The sequence below is a fragment of the Phormidesmis sp. 146-20 genome, assembly GCF_052939475.1.
The window spans coordinates 1-16,496 of sequence record NZ_JBJPHT010000049.1 but is presented as its reverse complement, the minus strand read 5'-3'; the positions used below and the strand labels follow the sequence as shown (position 1 = coordinate 16,496).

The 16,496-nt window shown below is 49.6% G+C and carries 18 protein-coding genes; 5 read left to right on the top strand and 13 right to left on the bottom strand.

Annotated features, from left to right (window positions below; genetic code table 11):
- Positions 1-25: 25 nt before the first annotated feature.
- On the bottom strand, positions 26-796 hold the full coding sequence (locus ACKFKH_RS26750) for a hypothetical protein (protein WP_446861397.1): 771 nt from the start codon (positions 794-796) through the stop codon (positions 26-28).
- A 105-nt stretch (positions 797-901) separates the two neighbouring features.
- Entirely contained in the window at positions 902-1,978 is a 1,077-nt protein-coding gene (acsF, locus tag ACKFKH_RS26745; RefSeq protein ID WP_446861396.1) for a magnesium-protoporphyrin IX monomethyl ester (oxidative) cyclase, read from the bottom strand.
- 363 nt (positions 1,979-2,341) lie between these two features.
- Here acsF and ACKFKH_RS26740 point away from each other — a divergent pair, with 363 nt between their 5' ends.
- Positions 2,342-2,821, top strand: a complete 480-nt coding sequence (locus ACKFKH_RS26740; RefSeq protein WP_446861395.1) for an NINE protein — start codon at positions 2,342-2,344, stop codon at positions 2,819-2,821.
- A 72-nt stretch (positions 2,822-2,893) separates the two neighbouring features.
- Here ACKFKH_RS26740 and ACKFKH_RS26735 read toward each other — a convergent pair whose 3' ends face one another.
- Entirely contained in the window at positions 2,894-3,565 is a 672-nt protein-coding gene (locus ACKFKH_RS26735; RefSeq protein WP_446861394.1) for a DUF2996 domain-containing protein, read from the bottom strand.
- A gap of 207 nt (positions 3,566-3,772) precedes the next feature.
- Between ACKFKH_RS26735 and ACKFKH_RS26730 the strand changes: the two genes are divergently transcribed.
- Positions 3,773-4,597 carry an alpha/beta fold hydrolase gene (locus tag ACKFKH_RS26730; RefSeq protein ID WP_446861393.1) on the top strand — a complete coding sequence of 275 codons (825 nt, stop codon included), beginning with the start codon at positions 3,773-3,775 and terminating at the stop codon, positions 4,595-4,597.
- A gap of 23 nt (positions 4,598-4,620) precedes the next feature.
- Here ACKFKH_RS26730 and ACKFKH_RS26725 read toward each other — a convergent pair whose 3' ends face one another.
- From ACKFKH_RS26725 to carA, 5 genes are all read right to left on the bottom strand, one after another.
- Positions 4,621-4,902 (bottom strand): DUF1816 domain-containing protein, encoded by a 282-nt coding sequence (locus ACKFKH_RS26725; protein ID WP_446861392.1) that lies wholly within the window; start codon positions 4,900-4,902, stop codon positions 4,621-4,623.
- An 89-nt stretch (positions 4,903-4,991) separates the two neighbouring features.
- On the bottom strand, positions 4,992-6,590 hold the full coding sequence (gene rlmB, locus ACKFKH_RS26720) for a 23S rRNA (guanosine(2251)-2'-O)-methyltransferase RlmB (RefSeq protein WP_446861391.1): 1,599 nt from the start codon (positions 6,588-6,590) through the stop codon (positions 4,992-4,994).
- 104 nt (positions 6,591-6,694) lie between these two features.
- Positions 6,695-7,159: a Mini-ribonuclease 3 gene (locus ACKFKH_RS26715; protein WP_446861390.1), complete on the bottom strand. Its 465-nt coding sequence runs from the start codon at positions 7,157-7,159 to the stop codon at positions 6,695-6,697.
- Positions 7,160-7,291: 132 nt separating this feature from the next.
- Positions 7,292-7,630 carry an STAS domain-containing protein gene (locus ACKFKH_RS26710; RefSeq protein WP_446861389.1) on the bottom strand — a complete coding sequence of 113 codons (339 nt, stop codon included), beginning with the start codon at positions 7,628-7,630 and terminating at the stop codon, positions 7,292-7,294.
- A gap of 308 nt (positions 7,631-7,938) precedes the next feature.
- Positions 7,939-9,084 (bottom strand): glutamine-hydrolyzing carbamoyl-phosphate synthase small subunit, encoded by a 1,146-nt coding sequence (gene carA / locus ACKFKH_RS26705; RefSeq protein WP_446861388.1) that lies wholly within the window; start codon positions 9,082-9,084, stop codon positions 7,939-7,941.
- 217 nt (positions 9,085-9,301) lie between these two features.
- Here carA and ACKFKH_RS26700 point away from each other — a divergent pair, with 217 nt between their 5' ends.
- Positions 9,302-10,165, top strand: coding sequence for a retropepsin-like aspartic protease family protein (locus ACKFKH_RS26700; protein ID WP_446861387.1), 864 nt, complete (start codon positions 9,302-9,304; stop codon positions 10,163-10,165).
- 207 nt (positions 10,166-10,372) lie between these two features.
- Here the strand turns inward: ACKFKH_RS26700 and ACKFKH_RS26695 are convergent, their stop codons facing one another.
- Both ACKFKH_RS26695 and ACKFKH_RS26690 read right to left on the bottom strand, forming a co-directional pair.
- Complete coding sequence (locus ACKFKH_RS26695) at positions 10,373-10,789, bottom strand: hypothetical protein (protein ID WP_446861386.1); 417 nt, start codon at positions 10,787-10,789, stop codon at positions 10,373-10,375.
- A gap of 343 nt (positions 10,790-11,132) precedes the next feature.
- The gene (locus tag ACKFKH_RS26690) at positions 11,133-12,494 is read right to left on the bottom strand and encodes an 8-oxoguanine deaminase (RefSeq protein ID WP_446861385.1); all 1,362 of its coding nucleotides are present in this window, start codon (positions 12,492-12,494) and stop codon (positions 11,133-11,135) included.
- 136 nt (positions 12,495-12,630) lie between these two features.
- Between ACKFKH_RS26690 and ACKFKH_RS26685 the strand changes: the two genes are divergently transcribed.
- Entirely contained in the window at positions 12,631-12,783 is a 153-nt protein-coding gene (locus ACKFKH_RS26685) for a DUF433 domain-containing protein (protein ID WP_446861384.1), read from the top strand.
- Positions 12,784-12,852: 69 nt separating this feature from the next.
- Entirely contained in the window at positions 12,853-13,113 is a 261-nt protein-coding gene (locus ACKFKH_RS26680; RefSeq protein WP_446861383.1) for a hypothetical protein, read from the top strand.
- A 214-nt stretch (positions 13,114-13,327) separates the two neighbouring features.
- On the opposite strand, the gene ACKFKH_RS26675 is transcribed toward ACKFKH_RS26680, so the two are convergent.
- Genes ACKFKH_RS26675 through ACKFKH_RS26665 form a run of 3 tightly spaced genes read right to left on the bottom strand, consistent with a single transcriptional unit; the run spans position 13,328 to position 16,403 of the window.
- Positions 13,328-14,041 (bottom strand): hypothetical protein, encoded by a 714-nt coding sequence (locus ACKFKH_RS26675; protein ID WP_446861382.1) that lies wholly within the window; start codon positions 14,039-14,041, stop codon positions 13,328-13,330.
- Between the two features lie 2 nt (positions 14,042-14,043).
- On the bottom strand, positions 14,044-14,697 hold the full coding sequence (locus ACKFKH_RS26670) for a hypothetical protein (RefSeq protein ID WP_446861381.1): 654 nt from the start codon (positions 14,695-14,697) through the stop codon (positions 14,044-14,046).
- Positions 14,694-16,403 (bottom strand): CHAT domain-containing protein, encoded by a 1,710-nt coding sequence (locus ACKFKH_RS26665; protein WP_446861380.1) that lies wholly within the window; start codon positions 16,401-16,403, stop codon positions 14,694-14,696. The genes ACKFKH_RS26670 and ACKFKH_RS26665 overlap by 4 nt, the downstream gene beginning before the upstream one ends.
- Positions 16,404-16,496 lie beyond the last annotated feature (93 nt).

Genomic DNA, 16,496 nt, shown 5'->3' with positions numbered 1-16,496 from the left:
GACGAGTGCCCCTTTCCACCCCGCCCTAGAGCATCCATTCGAGTCCAATCCCGACACGATCGTCCCTCCCCCGATTTGTATTTTGCCTTTGCAGGTCGGTTGAGAGCCGAAGCTGACGAGTTAGCGCGTAACCAAACGAAAGGGTTGAGATTCCAGTCTCTTGATCACTTCCTGGAGCAACCCACGTCTGAGTCAGTGAGATATCAGAACCGCCGCCGCGTGAGAGCACAAAGAGTAGGCGGAAGCCAAGATTGAGACCATTTGTTGAAGAGCTATTATTTTTTAAGTGGCGATAGCCTACGACAGGCGCGACATTGACATCGCTTCCTAGAGGACGCACGTAGTAACGCAGGTCAGCGCCCCAGGATTGTCGATCGCCCTCAAAAGTCCTTTGATAATCTGCGCTGAGAGTAAGGCGAGTGCGATCGACTCGAAGTTCCTCAATGCCAGCGTTGAATCCAGATCTGTGATCTGAAGAAAAGTTTGAGTACCCTAGTCGAATTCGAGTGCGGAAGCTGGGATCGTTTTTAATCTCAGAAGCAACGTCAGGAATTTCATTTACCCATCGCCGCAGAACTGGGCTTTTCTGGATTAAGGTTGGATCTAAGTCAAGTGGGTTTTCAGGCTTAGCGTCTGAGTTTTGGGTGAAGACCTCCTCTCTGCTCTCTCCCCTCTCCTCACTTTTCACCAAGTCTTTAGCCGAATATGAGATGGACTCGTCAGCCCAAGCTAGAGAAGGCTGATACATCAGGAGAAGGGTTAGCCCTTGAAGAAGGCAGATTGTTTTTGGATTCATGAACGCCTTCTAATCTCACAAACTCTAGCTTCACAAACTCTAATTTCACAAAAAAGGCTCCGTCTAGAGACAGAGCCAGATTATACCAAGGGGCAATCAAAACAATTAGCGGACGACACCCTGCGCGGGAGCGGCAGCGATCGGCTTCATCAAATAGAGCCGCACCAGTTGCCACGCATTAGAAGCGTAGAGGGGAAGTTTTCGCAGAACTTGCAGTGGCTTGAACGTGTTGGAAGCAGAAATCTTTGCCAACTTGCGGTTGTTCTCGACACAGACATCGAGCCGCTCGTAAAATTCGGGGCGATCGACATCCAGCATCACTGGGAAGACCCGCCCCGCAGTTTCGTTGGTTTTTTGGATCACATAAGTCTCGTACTCACGAGCATCTAGCCCCAGTACCTCATAGAATCCTGGCTCCTGAGTGTCTCGGATGTACATCGTCCCAAAGACAGCCAGCAAGAAGAAACGGCACCAAAGTTTTGCCTTCCAGGTGTTGAGCGACTGAGGTTGAGCCTTCATCAGCGCATCGAAGAAGTCTCCGTGACGGTTCTCATCCTGACACCAGTTTTCAAAGAAGCGGAAAATCGGATAGATGCGCTTGTCAGGATTCGCTTCGAGGTGGCGATAGATGGTGATATACCGCCAGTATCCGATCTTTTCAGATAGGTAGGTCGCGTAGAAAATGAATTCTGGCTTAAAGAAGGTGTATTTGCGGCTCTGGGTGAGAAACCCCAAATCGAGTGACAGATTAAAGTCTGCCATTGCTTTATTGAGAAAGCCAGCATGACGCGCTTCATCGCGAGCCATCAGCGCAAAACATTCGGCCAAAAGGGGACTTTTGCCCTTGAGCTTGCGGCTGAGTTCTTTGTAGAGCAAGAAGCCAGAAAACTCAGAGGTGCAAGACCGCTCCAAAAATTCGATAAACTGCTTGCGAACTTCCCAATCCATGTGATCCCAGGATTGCTCAAATTCAGCATCGCGGACGAAGTGGTGGCGGTTGTAGTCGGCTCGAAACTCTTCGAGAATTGCTTTCAGTTCGTCTTCGTTGGGCGAGATGTCCATTGCTGCCATCGCCTCAAAGTCCGTGGTGTAGAACTTAGGCGAGAGAATGGTTTCTTTTGCAGGAGTTTTGATTCCAGGACGGAGTTCTTCAAAACCAGGTTTTTTAAGGGAATCTACCATGTGTGATGACCGCTCTTTTGTCTAACTTCTCTGTCTATTTCTCTGTCTACAGCTTGAGCGCGAAGGCCGCATCTCTCAAGGCTAATTTTAAGAACCAATTGCACTAGCATGATTGCTGGAGCGCGTTTTGGTTATGTAGTCCTTAGTTTACCAAGGTAGACGGTGAGGACAAAGCGGCTTTTCGTTAAGAGTTGCAACAGTTGGTCAAATTTGATGAGGCGATCGTCTCCATCCATCAAGAATTTACAATCGTTAAAGCTTTGTTCTGAATCATTCATCAATTTAGTCCTGAGGCAGACTGCCACTTTCAGCGCAAAGTTTCTATGATGAGAACGTGAGCATCTGGAGCGCAATGGGAGACCTATGAACAAAGTTGGCACCGCTTATGTTCTTTGGTTGGGCGGCTTGGTGGGACTGGCGGGGCTGCATCGTTTGTACAACGGCAAAACCTGGACGGGATTGTTGTGGCTGTTTAGCGGTGGATTGTTTGGCGTGGGGCAGTTGCTCGATCTGGTGCTGATCCCCAAGATGGTCGATAACCATAATGCAAGGTTGCTTGACCCGCAAAATGTTTCAAGTTTCAGCGCGTCGCTTTATCAGCCTGCAATTCAGCGAGTGGTTGAGCCGTCGGATTTGGCGTATCGCAATCAGGCGATCGTTGACCTCTTAAAAGCCGCAGAAGCCAAAGGCGGAAAGCTCTCGGTGACGCAGGGTGTGATTGCGACAGGTTTGAGTTTCTTCCAGGTTGAAGAGATGCTGCAAGAAATGCTGAGAACGGGCTATGTAGAAATTGGCAATGATCCAGAAACGGGTGTTGTCATCTATGACTTTAAGGAAATGTAGCGGTTAACTTCAAAGACAAAAAAAGGAGTCCGCATCTAAATAACGAACTCCCGATTGAAACCAGTTTGAAGGCTAATTTCTAACCAACCATTTCTGACCATTTAGGCGTTGGACGGCACCAAATACGAGTAAGTCAAGGCTGACTCTGCGTTCGTCAATCAAAAAGGATTCTAGAGTGCTGGGTTTGCCATTACTCTCGGCGCAGGAAAAGCCCTTCAGACCGTTGATAGTTTCGTCGAAGAAGTAGATATTAAATTGGCGAGGTTGTTTAGCGGATTGCCATTTGCCCACGATTTGCCAGCACTGATCCTGGGTGTAGCCTGCGATCGGAATCCCTTTCTTCTCAAACGCCAGATCGACTTCTTGAAGGCCTTGACTCGCCAAACCTTTCTTAAGGGCAGGCAGATAATCCTGCTGGATGAAGTCATTAAACGGCTTGTCTTCCAGAGCGGGAGCTTTCTCTTTTTTGGCCTTGGCCGCAGGTTTCTCACCCGCTTCACCGTCCGCAGGCTTTTTGGCTCTAGCAGGCTTTTCGTCTGCCCCTTCACTTGTTTTGGGAGCGGCCGCATTGGGGTTGTCTATGCTGCTCACCGCAGTCGGGTCAGGCGCGTTTGCGGTGGGAATTGCGGACGTTTCAGGGGAGTCTGTGCTAGGCGCGTTGTCTTCTGCAACATCGGGGGCTTGCTTCTCAACGGTGCTGGGTGCCGTTTCCCCGGCTTCGTTATGGTTGGTTGCTTCTGCCATTGCTCAGGTTCATCCTTCTTCCTAGAGGGTCGATCGCTTTGAGCTACCCGCAAGGGGTCGCTTGATTCAAGCCCAACTTTGAGAGCTTGTGCTATTCATAATAAACGATGGACTTGCCGCAGACGAGGGGATTTAGAGCAGTAATCCATCAAAATCTGACTGAAAAATGATCGACCCAGAACTATTGATTCTTCAGGGTGAGGCTGCATGAAACTAAATGTTTTAGTCGAAGGTGAGGGATTTCCAATTCTTTGTCTGCATGGACATCCGGGAACGGGACGCAGCCTGTCGGTGTTTACGCAACATTTGTCAAAGCGGTTTCAGACGATCGCGCCCGATCTGCGCGGCTATGGCAACAGTCAAACGCAGCAAGATTTTTTGATGATCGATCACTTAACGGATTTAGAAGAAGTTTTGGATCGCTACAACATTTCTCGCTGTCTCGTCTTGGGCTGGTCACTGGGAGGAATTTTGGCGATCGAGCTTGCTCTGAAATTTCCCGATCGCGTCAGTGGATTGATTTTGGTCGCAACATCAGCCCGTCCCTGGGGAGATCATCCGCCGATCAGCCTACAGGACAACGTGTTTACTGGAATTGCTGCAATTTTGAATCGGTTACAGCCCGGATGGAAATGGAATATCGAAACCTTTGGCAAGCGATCGCTCTTTCGTCATCTCGTTCAACAACAAACGCCTGCCACATACGAATATTTAGCCAACGAAGCCATGTCTGCCTACCTCCGAACTTCGGGAGCGGCTACCAGAGCCTTGAGCGTGGCACTAAGACAGGGCTACAACCGTTTGCCAGAGCTTGAGAAGATCCAATGTCCTTGTCTGGTCATGGCTGGAGAAAAAGATCGTCACATCACCGCAGCTTCGAGCCTGGAAATGGTGCGATCGCTCTCTAACTGTGAGTGGTACTGTTACCCCAATACGGCTCACTTGCTGCCCTGGGAGATTCCTCAACAGATTTTGGGCGATCTCGATCGCTGGCTAACCAACCATCCCGATATCACCCAATCTATAAGCTGAAGGGCAAGAAATCTTCATCCCTCCTAAAACTGGCTGCTCAAAACCCCCGAAAGTCGTTTACTCGACTGGTCAGCAACCTCGTCGTAGATTGTCAGGTTTTTGGGCTTACAGCGCTTGACTTTGACAGTGATGTTTTGTGCGCCTTCTTGTTCTAAGTCTTCGACGTAACCCGCTTGACTCTCTTTGGCGATCTTTGAGTTTGGAAAAGGGCCAAAATAGTAGACGCAGCGAGGGCTGTCAGTCGTTATCTCAACCCACCAGGCGAGTCCTAAAGAGTCTAGAAGATTTGTCAATAACTCGTTCATAAAGTTGCTTACCAAAGTGATACAGGGTGTCCTATCGGCGGAAACAGTGTTTCACACTTCTTTATACTGGGTCACAGATTGTTTTTCAATCACATAGACTTCTTCGCAGAGCCTAAATGTATGGTATGTGACCAGCGTTGACGATAGATTTCATAGAGTGCCATTCCAGCGGCGACGGAGGCATTGAGGCTGGGCGTACTTCCCTGGAGCGGAATCGAAACCAGAACATCACAGCTTTTTTGCGTCGTCAAACTCAACCCATCTCCTTCTGAGCCAATCACCAGCACAGTTGCCTTCGCAAACTCAACCGTATGAATCGACTGACTCATTTCAGCAGCCGTCCCATAGATCCAGAAGCCTGCTTGCTTGAGTTCTTCCAGAGCGCGAGTCAGATTAACCACTCTAGCAACGGGCAGTTTTTCTAGTGCACCAGCAGCAACTTTCATCACTGTGGAGGTAACCCCTACGGCTCGACGCTGCGGAATCACAACCCCTTGCGCCCCTAGAGCTTCTGCGGTACGAATAATTGCGCCGAGATTGTGGGGATCGGTGATGCTGTCAGCAACGACAATGACAGGATGATCAGTTTTAGCTTTTGCCTGCTCAATCAATTCGCCCAAATCCACGTATTCGTAGGGAGCCACTTGAGCAGCAACGCCTTGATGATTGCCAAATTGGGTAATTTGATTGAGACGGGCAACTTCAACCTCGTCAATAATTGCGCCATTGGCTTTAGCCTGAGTCAGCAGCCCATGAAACCGATGGTCATATCTCAGGTGAGACAAAATCCAGATGCGGTTGAGCGATCGATCTCCCTCCAACGCTGCCAAAACTGAATGCTTTCCATAGATCAAATCGCTTTCTTCTTCGCCGCGAGGCGCGTCTGACTCACTGGGCTGGCTGTTAAATGACGGATGGCTGACGGGTTCTAAAACTCTCTTTTCTTTGTCGCGATAGGGTGCGCCGTTGCCGTTGGAATCTCTGCGGGGGGCACGATCGCCGTATCCAGACCCCTGATATCCACCTTCAGACTCTCTGCGGGGAGCGCGATCGCGGTATCCAGACCCATTTTCTGAATCGCGTCGAGGTGCGAATTTGTCACGGAATTTGGGGCCTGCTTCAGACTCTTTGCGGGGAGCGCGATCGCGGTATCCAGACCCATTTTCTGAATCGCGTCGAGGCGCAGGTTTGTCTCGATATCCAGACCCACTTTCAGAATTTCGCTTGGGAGCACGATCGCCGTACCCAGAGCTGCTTTCTGAATCTTGTCTGGACGCAAATCTGTCTCGAAATTTAGGGCCTGCTTCAGACTCTCTTTTGGGAGTGCGGTATCCAGACCCATTCTCTGCATCACGCCGTGGGGCGGTTCTGTCGCGATAATGTGAACTGCCGCCGTCAGAATCCCGTCGAGGCGCAGGTCTGTCCCCCCGATATCCAGAGCCATCTGAATCGCGTCGGGGAGCCATTTTGTCCCGATATCCAGACCCGCTTTCAGAATCTCCATCTCGTCTAGGCTGAAAGCTGCCTTTGCGCTGAAACTTCTTGGCTGGGCGCTCTTGAGAATCGCTGGGAGTATCAAGGACACGGCGCTTTCCAGCAATGATCCGCTTGCCTTTGACTTTAGGCCTGTCGCTAGAATTTTGGCTCGACCGATCGGGAGCATCGTAATTACGCTTCTTGATAACCATTGGGTTTGTTTCCTGAAAAAATTTGGTTGGTCGGTCTAGCCATTGCCGACAAGTTGAGACGCTCCAGAACCTGGCATATCTTGCGACCTATGAGCGCTGGACTGTTAGTTCTGCGGAGGACTCAGTTCTAGATAACTAAATAACTCTAGTAAACGGGTGGGATCAGTGAGGTAAAGGTAGCCAATTAGAGTTTCTAAGCTGGTCGCTTGCTGATAAATTTCGGGATCGACTCGTTTGGGGCGATTGTAAGCGGCATTGCGACCTCGCTTGAGAATGTCTAGCTCTAAGTCAGTGAGATGAGGCTGGAGCGATCGTAAGCTGTTGGCCTGACTCTCTGCTCTGACCTGTGCAACCACCTGCTGATGATAAGCGTCTAATCGCTTAGGTGGCAACAAATAGCGGCAGCGAATCTGTAGCTCGTAGACCGCATCTCCCAAGTAAGCCAGCGCTGAAGGAGAAAGCCGCTGGACTTGAGCAAGTGTTACAGAATCCGACGCGAGAGTCTCAAGTAATGGACTCGCCAAACCTGCATCTAGAACACCTGAATGCCCTTGCTCATCTAAGGTCACACGTCAATTCTCACTTTAGCAACTCCAGTCTGACAATTTATTATAGCGAGTTCTCAGAGCCATCTCTTGAAACAAGAAAAGAGCTACCCAGAGGTCGATTTCTGGATAGCGAACACACCGGATAGTCTCTACTCACGCTGATTTGATGTTTTCGAGCGCCACTTCCACGGAGGTTTGCAGCGCCAAAAACTTCTCTAACCGAACGAGCTTCACTGTTTGAGTGACACGAGGGTTAGTAACGATTTGTAACGTCCCCTCGGCAGATTGAGCTTTTTTGGCGATTTGCACCAATGAGCCTAACCCAGAACTGTCTACAAAATCGATCTTAGACAAATCCAAAACAACGTGCTTTGGCCCTTCCTCAATGCATTTTGAGAGAACCTTACGGAAGGTCGGCTCAGAAAAGGCATCTAGCAGACCTGTGAGGCGAAATAATTGATAATTATCCCTAACTTCGCGAGTGCCTCTCAAGCTAACAGTTAGGTTCAGTTGCTCAGGAATAGAACCCTCCTAGCTCCTTTACTCCATGAATTCGAGGCTTCAGTATACACCTATCGTAGGGAGTTTGCCACACTTTTAGGAATGAGGGAGAACTTCGATGATCTGTTCCCCTTTGGGGGCAATCCGCTCCGCGAGGAAGGAGGAGGGATGAAAGGGGAAATTTGTACGTCGCACGGACTTCGACGTTTTTTCTACTCACAAATTTGGATATATCCGCCCTCATTCCTGAACAACATCAGTAATAGCTCCCCGCAAATTCATCCTTCCTCCCTCATCTCTCATCCCTGCTTATGCTCTTTCATCGTTGTGACAAACTTTTCAAATAGATAATCGGCATCGTGAGGGCCGGGGCTGGCTTCGGGATGGTACTGGACGGAGAACATCGGAAGCGTCTTGTGGCGCAGTCCGGCGACGGTGCGATCGTTCAAATTCAAGTGCGTCACTTCGACACTGGCATCAGGCAGCGAGTCAGCGGAGAGCGCAAACCCATGATTTTGGCTGGTGATCTCGATGCGATCGCGTAGTCCGGCAGGTTGGTTTAAGCCACGATGACCAAACTTGAGCTTAAAGGTTTCAGCTCCTAGCGATAGTCCGAGAATCTGGTGCCCCATGCAGATACCAAACACGGGCTTGTCGGCAGCGAGTAGGGCTTTTGTGGTTTCGATTCCTTCTAAGTTAGCGGCGGGATCACCTGGGCCGTTGGAAAGAAAGATGCCATCGGGCTTGTGCTTGAGAATGTCTGCGGCAGAGGTGTCAGCCGGGACAACAATCACACGGCATCCGTAGCTGGCTAGTCGTTTGAGAATATTGCGCTTGATGCCAAAGTCGATCGCCACCACGGTCAACGCTTCTGCGATCGGCTGGGCCGTTGGGCTAAATTCCCAGTCCGCAGGCGTAATCTCAGACCATTCGTAGACTTCAGCGGTCGTCACTTCTCGTACGAGATTTAACCCTTCCATACTGGGCGCGTCTTGTACCTGTTCGAGGAGTTCGGCTGGGTCGAGCACGTCGGTTGAAATTGCTCCATTCATCGCCCCCGTAGAGCGAATCTTACGGGTCAGAGCGCGGGTGTCGATGCCGTAGATGCCGATGACGTTGTGCTGTTTTAAGTAGTCAGACAAAGATTGAGTTGATCGCCAATTGCTGGGACGATCGCAAACATTGCGCGCGATCGCGCCTCGGACGTGGGGGGCACTGGATTCTTCATCTTCAGCATTGACCCCTGTATTTCCCAGTTCGGGGTAAGTAAATGTAACGATCTGACCCCGGTAGCTGGGATCTGTCAGGACTTCTTGATATCCAGTCATGCCTGTGTTGAAGACCACCTCGCCGATCGTGGTGCCGATCGCGCCAAACGAAAACCCTTGATAAACCGTACCGTCTGCCAGCACTAAGAGAGCGGGTTGAGCAACGGAAGAAGACATAGCGTCAGTGCAAAAATTGATCTTCGCCATTATCACACGACTTTTTGGGCTTGCGCGGCTCTGTCAGGGTTTAACAAAGATCACAGAACCACAGAATCTCAAGTTATTTTGGTGAATGAAGGAACACACGCCTTTGAGTCAGGGAATACTGACGTTAATCTGCTGATCATTGCCTTTGATCGTTGCCTTCTGATTCCCCTTCTACAGTTTCTAACCCATGTTGAATCTTTCCCGTAGCGCTGTGCTGCTTAGTTTGTCTGGTGTTTTGGCGTTCAGTCATTTGGCATGCAGTCAGTCTCAACGCAAAAATGAGGCGGTTTCTGCGGCCCCCGAAGCCAAATCGTCTCCAGCCTCGCAAACTCAAAAGCCAGCCAAACCGCAGGCTGCCCGACCTGATGCCCAGAATAATGTTCAAAGTAACGCTTATTCTCTCGCGTTAGACAAAGCTCAGAGTGCCAAAAGTATGAGTCAATCGGTGCAGACTGCGGAAGACTGGAATCTGGTTGTAAGCCGCTGGAAGCAGGCGATCGCGCTTCTCAAACAAGTCCCCAAGTCTGATCCCAACAAAAAGTCTGTCAACCAAAAATTAGGTGAATACCAGCGAAATCTGGATATTGCTCAAAGTCGATCGACCCAGATTAGTCAAGACCGCACCCCAACAATGGAGTCTGGAATCAGTGTGGATACGGCGATCGCTGAAAATATTGCCCCGGCTGCCCCCGGCGGCACCCATCGCGCCAGAATTAAGTATCGTCAGAGCCGCATTCCGGTAATTGATGTGATGTTTAATGGCACTCGTCAGTTTGAAATGATGGTGGATACGGGCGCTTCGGGCACGATGATCACGCCTGACATGGCAGAAGAACTGAGAGCGACTATTCTGGGGACAGCGAGGGCGATGACTCCAGCGGGCCCGACAGAAGTGGCTATTGGACAGATCAAATCAATCCAAGTCGGGGGACGTGTCGTGCGAAATGTGCGCGTGGCGATCGGGCCAGTGCGATTGCTAGGTCACGACTTTTATGACGGCTGTGACATCTCCATCAAGCAAAACGTGGTGGAGTTTCAGCAATGTGGCTAGAACCAAGGAGTTATTAATCTTAATGAAGGTTTTTGACTTCGCTGTAGATGGCTTCTGTCTCCCACCGTCTAATTCTGAGGACTTCAAGGCGAGATTTTGGCTCAAAGTTCTCTATTGAGGGGAGATTTAGGGAGCGTTCTCGAAGGGAAAATTGCACCGAAGAGTTTATATCAAATTCACCCTAAAGAAGGTGCCCATCGCATTAGATCACTGTGGTCTAGAGTCCTTAAGCCGATCGCGGATCTGAGAGAGTAAGGCTTGACTGCTGACGGGCGATCGCGGTTGGGGCAGTTCACTATCAGGCCAGGTAGGCAAATCAGCACAGGGACAGGTCTCAGAAGGCATTCCTACCGTTCGGAGCGGCACGGGCATTGCACACCGAGAACAGTCCGTGATTTCCCAGGCCGGAGATAGGAGATCGGCGATCGTTTGGTCAGTTCCCTCAAGGTGGCTGTCTCGTGCGTCGGGGGCTTGAATGCGTTGCCAGCAGGTTTCAAATTCTGAACTGTAGCGATCGCCTGCAATCACTGGGCTGGGGTGAAGTGCTTCCCCATTGTGAATAACTGGCTTTCCTAGCTGAAACCAGTAGGCGAAATATTGTTTAACTTGCGCTTCAGATGCCATAACTTCTCAGCTATCCAATGAGTGGTGAATCTTTTAAGAAATTAAGAAAATCTTAAGATTAATGCTTAACTTTTACGGCATGTTTCTAACAACAGAGTTTCTATCTTTTGACATAATTTTGTTTAACAAAAAGCCTTTCTCAACATCCATATTACCACAAGAAATAAATGAGCTTTCCGATGGGTGGACGACTTCAACTTAGCAGTTAGAGCCTAACGATCGCGCTCACTCTAATCCGAATCAATCACTCAATCAATCTGGTTAAAGTGCTTCGGCGCAGTGCGGTTAGTTAGCATTGTTTTGCTACAAATGGACATCACGATCGCAAGCCAAAGGAACCTGCTTAATGATGGATTAGTTGATGGGCCAATCGATTGTGTTCTTCAACTAATGTTGGCAGTTCAAGGGTGGTGACTCGTCCTTGATCAACTACTTTTCGGCCATTGATAAAACTGTAATCTACGGTATTGACCTGGCAGAAAATCATGGCGGCGATCGGGTCATGTAGCGCACCCGCAAATTCGGGACGATCCAGGTTGATGGCAATGAAATCTGCTGACATTCCAGGGGCTAGAGAGCCAATGTCGTCTCGCCCTAATACCTTTGCGCCTCCCAACGTCGCAAGCTCCAGCACATCGCGGGCGGTCATCGCAGACGCATCCAATTCACGAACTCGCGCCATTAGAAAAGCCGTTCGAGCTTCATTCAACAGATTTGAGGTGTCATTGGAGGCCGAACCATCGACTCCCAAACCCACAGGAACCTGATAATTGAGCATTTTACGAATGGGTGCCATACCGCTGGCCAACCGCATATTACTACAGGGGCAATGAGCAACCCCAGTTCCGGTTTTGCCAAACTGCTGAATGGCGCGATCGTCTAACTGGACACAATGAGCGTGCCAAACATCCGTTCCAACCCAACCGACGGACGCGGCATAGTCGCCTGGTGTCATGCCAAAGGTCGCCAAACTGTACTCAATATCGGACTTGTTTTCTGCTAAGTGGGTATGCAGTCTAATGCCGGGATACGATCGGGCCAGCGCCGCTGATTCTCGCATCAAATCTTGAGAGACCGAAAAGGGAGAACAGGGAGCCAGCGTAATTCTCAGCATCGCATGACGAGTATTGTCGTGATATTGCTCGATCAGACGTTGGCTGTCTTTCAAAATATCAGCTTCTTTCTCAACCAGCGAATCTGGCGGCAATCCTCCCTGACTTTCTCCGACGCTCATGCTGCCTCGACTGGCATGAAACCGTAACCCAACCGCTTGCACCGCTTGAATCTCATCGTCTAGCGTACTGCCATTGGGATAGATGTAGAGATGATCACTTGCCGTTGTACAGCCCGATAACATTAATTCAACGGCTGCCATTTGAGCGCTGACATACACAGCCTTGGGGGTGAGGTTTGCCCAAATCGGATAAAGCGTTTGCAGCCAGATGAACAAATCACAGTTTTGAGCGGCAGGTATGGCACGAGTCAGAGTTTGGTAAAAGTGATGATGCGTGTTTACAAGACCCGGAAGAACAATGGAGCGATCGTGTAAATCCAGAACTTCATCTGCGGTTTGAGGTAATTCTGATCCGGTTCCAACCTGCTCAATCACATTGTCTCGAACGAGTAATGCCGCATTGCGAATTTCCCGCCGATCTGCATCCATTGTCAGCAAGGTATGAATGTTTTTGACCAGCAAGGTAGACATAGAATTTTAGAAATAAAAGTAATGTGTTTGGTCTACAGCAACGATAAAAGAATGAATGTATTGAGACTCACAATTTTCAGGAGTCCTACCAGAATTGATTAAAATACAAATACGGAACTTAGAGGTTTAAAGACTGATGCTTAAGAACTCTCCAGTGATTAGCGCATCCCCTGAAGTTATGGGTGAAACTCCAGTCTTCGCGGGTACTAGGGTTCCTGTGCAAACACTTTTAGATCTCTCAAAGCGGGAGAATCAATCGACGACTTTTTGGATGGATTTCCAACTGTAAGCAGAGAACAGGTGATCGCTTTGCTAGAAGAGGCAGGAAAGCAGCTTATTGGACTGGTAGCATAGCATGATGCTTCTGCTAGATGAGTGCATCGATCGCAGGTTAGCGAGAGATTTTGTTGGCTATGAGGTGAAAACAGTTCCTCAGATGGGATGGGCAGGAATCAAGGATGGTCAACTTTTTGCGCTTGTTGCGCTTGCAGAAGCGGAGTTTGATCCTCTCATCACAGTCGATCGCAACCTATCGTTTCAACAGAATCTACGACAATTTGATATTGCAGTAATTGTTTTGCAAGCATCATCTAATCGTCTAACAGATTTGAAGCTTTAGTACCAGACGTTTTAGTGCTTCTATCCACGGCAGTTAAGAGCCGATGAAACAGGAAGGAATCTGCAACCTGAGCAAAGCTAGGTTGTAGAGGATGTCAATGTACTGTCTTCGTTTAAGGTATTCACTGCATGGGCTTCGAGGCGGAGACGCAATACTCTCACAAGATTGAGGAATAGCAGATCAAGGGCGATCGCTGTCTCTTCTTTACTTTCAATCAGGGTTTTGGAGCTTTAGATTTAGCAAACTTCTTGGGAAAGTATTTTTGCAGAAATGTATCAGAACAACCAAACCGTTTCAACGCACTGAAGCAATCTCTTGAACGAACTTCTAATAGCAAGCTGGTAATCTCGTCAATCTGCTGCGGTTGAGAGGTTTGGATACGGGCAGCTTTGACACGCTCTAACAACTTTTGCTGCTCCACCTCCTTATATTTCAAAGCGAAATCACTTCGGAAGAGGTTTTTGAGATAAGTAAAACCTGCTTCAAGCTGAATCGTGGCTTGGCGGTTTAGTTCTGTCTCCAAATCTGAAATAAATTCCGCTAGTTTGCCTGCCTGAGCTGATGCCATTTGACTGTAGGCAGGTTGAGTGAGTAGAAAGTAAAATTCACCGAGAGGGACTCCTGCAAATCCCAAATCAATGTTGGCGTTGACGAAGGGCGTGAAAGCAATACCAAAGGTAATGGCTTTTGTGACGAGATCTGGAGTAACTGGAGGCTTAATCGAAGATCCAAACAACAACCAGAAAAAGAGTGTGGGTAAGCTGACTTGAAGCAAAACCCACCACCACAGTCCTAAGGATAACCAAGGGCTGAAAAACGGCGAACGACATTTTCGATTGAATTTTTCATAGGCAACAATCAGATTAAACAATCCTGCTAAACCAGCCACTGCAACCAGTGGAAGCCATTCTCCCAGACTGGTTTGCATAGCTACTTGCCTCGGTTTGCGACTTGAATCAGCGGATGGAGACGAAGATAGCCCGTCGAGGTTAGCGACAGAAATTCATCTTCTGCAAGGCGTTTCTGGCGATCGCTGGCTCTTCTCAGCCCTGGGAACACGCAGTAAGCCAAGGGAGCAGACAACAATTCGACATACCCTTTTTGCCACAACGCTTGCACAACGGTTCGGGTGACGGCGAGGGGTAATCCTATTGAGTAGGTTAAATCTTTTGTTCTGAGGGGATGAGTTTCGAGTGCTTTAAGGATTTCCCATTCGGCTTCGGATGCTTGAGTTGCAAACTCTTGCTGTTGGTGTCGATCGAGAATGTGGAATAGCTGATCGGCAAGGTGGCTCAATCCAGAACGATCGCTGAAGCTGTCGGCAGTCAAAATGAAGCTTTTAGCGCGTTCTTGAGCGGTGTAGGGTTGTCGCTGTGCTTTAAGTGCCTGAGTATAGATTTGGTCGATCGCGGCTGACTGGCTCACCAACTCGCACAGGTGTCGGGCCGAATCTGGTTCCTGATTTTTCCATGCTTTCAACGCATCTAATAGCGCCTGGCTCTCGTCGTCTGGCAGGCTGGCGGCGTAGTGTTCTAAAGCATACTTGAGAACTTCCAGGTCAATTTCGTTGCTATAGACGCTCATGGCACGCTTCCAGTGAGAGTGAATGCTGCCCAATAAAAGGGCTGATTGTAAGGACGATCGCTTGGTTTTATTGTACCCTGTTGCTCTTTTAGAAGGTCTACTTGAACTTCTAGCTCTTTGCGCCAACGGTAGCTCAGTCCTTCCACGGTGAGCGCATTCAGCCAGCCAATGAGTTCAAGGTATGTGACAGTTTTCAGCCAGTGTTGGGCCTGTTTGAGGGCAACAGCGGGCGCGTCTCCGGCTAATAGACCTTGATAAAATCGAATCATCAACCAGGCGCTAGAGATTTCATCGACCTGCCAGAGGGTGCTGAGAACGTTTGCGGCTCCGGCTTTGAGAAAAGCAGTGGCCAGCCCGACGTATTCTGTAGCGATGCTGTCTTTGCCTGTGACGGCGGTTTCGCAACTTGCAAGACAAATCAGATTGTAGCTAGACAGGTTGAGGTGACTGATTTGTTTGGCGGTCAGCAGCCCATCGGTGAGGGCGATCGCGGAGTCTTCTGGCTTGCGAGAGTTGTAGGCGGCGTGTCCGGTGAAGTGAAAGGTTTTGTATGGTTTTTGTAGGTGATGGATTACGCAATCGCAGGAGGCATCGGAGGGGGAAATGTGGGCTGCGTTTTCGATGAGATGCCGAACGATCGCGGATTCTATCTGAGCGAAGGGCATTTGATCTTGTGCTGTTTGAGGATCATCGACATTCAACAGGGGCGAGTAGGTGGTGTGGGTTTGGGGTCGATCGCGCAGGTTTAGCCCGATTTTCAGGCTGGGCAGATAGGAAACGGTGAAGCGATCGGGGAACAGGGCATGGAGTGGGAACCGATGTAAATCACGGTGGGGCAGCAAAATTAAGGTGTGAACGGTGGGGGGCAGTTGCTCACAAAGATCGTCGATGTGCAGAATATTACGCAGTTCGGCGAGTTGCGATTCGAGGGTGGTGCGCCAGGGATGGGACGATCGCTTGCTGGATTCTTTTTTCTGGCTGGCATAGTCGCGATATTGACGATCGTAGTTTTGCATCCATGTTTCAAATTGCTGGGCCTGTTGGCGGCGATTGCAGGCTAAAACTTGGGGCGGCTGACCGTTGGTGAGAATGAAGGTGGTGAGGCGATCGGGGCTGAGGTGCCAATAAAGAATTGCGGTATGGAGATTGCAGAGCGACTGCATTTCGGCAGCGTCAGGGCTGAGAACGGTTTCCTGCCACGCATCCAAGATCCAGGTGAGGCAGCGGTTTTTGTAGAATTCGGCTTGCTTGAGGGCGGCAATGGGGTTGTTTTCACCAATCAGCAGGTCGATTTCTCGCTGGCTGAAGCTGGCAAATTTGGTCTCGAAGGCAGGTTTGAGTGAGTCGTCTTGGGAGGCGCGGAGTTGCTCAAATAGGGTGATGCCTTGTCGCTGATACGATCGAGCGGCGGGAATTTCATCTAGAGCAAGGTGGGCGCGGATCAGTCCTTGCAGCACTTCGAGGTGGGGTTCGGGGAATGAGTCAGCGGTGAGGGTTTGGAGGGCGGTATGGTAGCTGCGAAGAGCATCGCGCCAGTAAGGACGAGGGTTTTCTATGCGGTTGCTGTGTTTGAGATAGATATTGCCCAGATATAGATGAAGGTATCCCCAGGCAAGAGAGCCTTCAGTCAAGTGGGACAATGCTTCCTGTAGAGCAGCAATGTGGGGTTCTGGTTGCTGCAATGCCGGGATGGACTGTTGCTTCATCACTGTAAGCAAACTAGAGCCAGTCAATCGATTCCGGCTCAGGGATTGTAAAATAAATTGTGTCAAAGGTCAGAAGTTGAGATCTAATGAACT

What these genes read in the sequence shown, in the direction of transcription:
- ACKFKH_RS26750 (WP_446861397.1), bottom strand. Translation starts at nt 796, where the DNA reads ATGAATCCAAAAACAATCTGCCTTCTTCAAGGGCTAACCCTTCTCCTG.
- acsF (WP_446861396.1), bottom strand. Translation starts at nt 1,978, where the DNA reads ATGGTAGATTCCCTTAAAAAACCTGGTTTTGAAGAACTCCGTCCTGGA.
- ACKFKH_RS26740 (WP_446861395.1), top strand. Translation starts at nt 2,342, where the DNA reads ATGAACAAAGTTGGCACCGCTTATGTTCTTTGGTTGGGCGGCTTGGTG.
- ACKFKH_RS26735 (WP_446861394.1), bottom strand. Translation starts at nt 3,565, where the DNA reads ATGGCAGAAGCAACCAACCATAACGAAGCCGGGGAAACGGCACCCAGC.
- ACKFKH_RS26730 (WP_446861393.1), top strand. Translation starts at nt 3,773, where the DNA reads ATGAAACTAAATGTTTTAGTCGAAGGTGAGGGATTTCCAATTCTTTGT.
- ACKFKH_RS26725 (WP_446861392.1), bottom strand. Translation starts at nt 4,902, where the DNA reads ATGAACGAGTTATTGACAAATCTTCTAGACTCTTTAGGACTCGCCTGG.
- rlmB (WP_446861391.1), bottom strand. Translation starts at nt 6,590, where the DNA reads ATGGTTATCAAGAAGCGTAATTACGATGCTCCCGATCGGTCGAGCCAA.
- carA (WP_446861388.1), bottom strand. Translation starts at nt 9,084, where the DNA reads ATGTCTTCTTCCGTTGCTCAACCCGCTCTCTTAGTGCTGGCAGACGGT.
- ACKFKH_RS26700 (WP_446861387.1), top strand. Translation starts at nt 9,302, where the DNA reads ATGTTGAATCTTTCCCGTAGCGCTGTGCTGCTTAGTTTGTCTGGTGTT.
- ACKFKH_RS26695 (WP_446861386.1), bottom strand. Translation starts at nt 10,789, where the DNA reads ATGGCATCTGAAGCGCAAGTTAAACAATATTTCGCCTACTGGTTTCAG.
- ACKFKH_RS26690 (WP_446861385.1), bottom strand. Translation starts at nt 12,494, where the DNA reads ATGTCTACCTTGCTGGTCAAAAACATTCATACCTTGCTGACAATGGAT.
- ACKFKH_RS26685 (WP_446861384.1), top strand. Translation starts at nt 12,631, where the DNA reads ATGCTTAAGAACTCTCCAGTGATTAGCGCATCCCCTGAAGTTATGGGT.
- ACKFKH_RS26680 (WP_446861383.1), top strand. Translation starts at nt 12,853, where the DNA reads ATGCTTCTGCTAGATGAGTGCATCGATCGCAGGTTAGCGAGAGATTTT.
- ACKFKH_RS26675 (WP_446861382.1), bottom strand. Translation starts at nt 14,041, where the DNA reads ATGCAAACCAGTCTGGGAGAATGGCTTCCACTGGTTGCAGTGGCTGGT.
- ACKFKH_RS26670 (WP_446861381.1), bottom strand. Translation starts at nt 14,697, where the DNA reads ATGAGCGTCTATAGCAACGAAATTGACCTGGAAGTTCTCAAGTATGCT.
- ACKFKH_RS26665 (WP_446861380.1), bottom strand. Translation starts at nt 16,403, where the DNA reads ATGAAGCAACAGTCCATCCCGGCATTGCAGCAACCAGAACCCCACATT.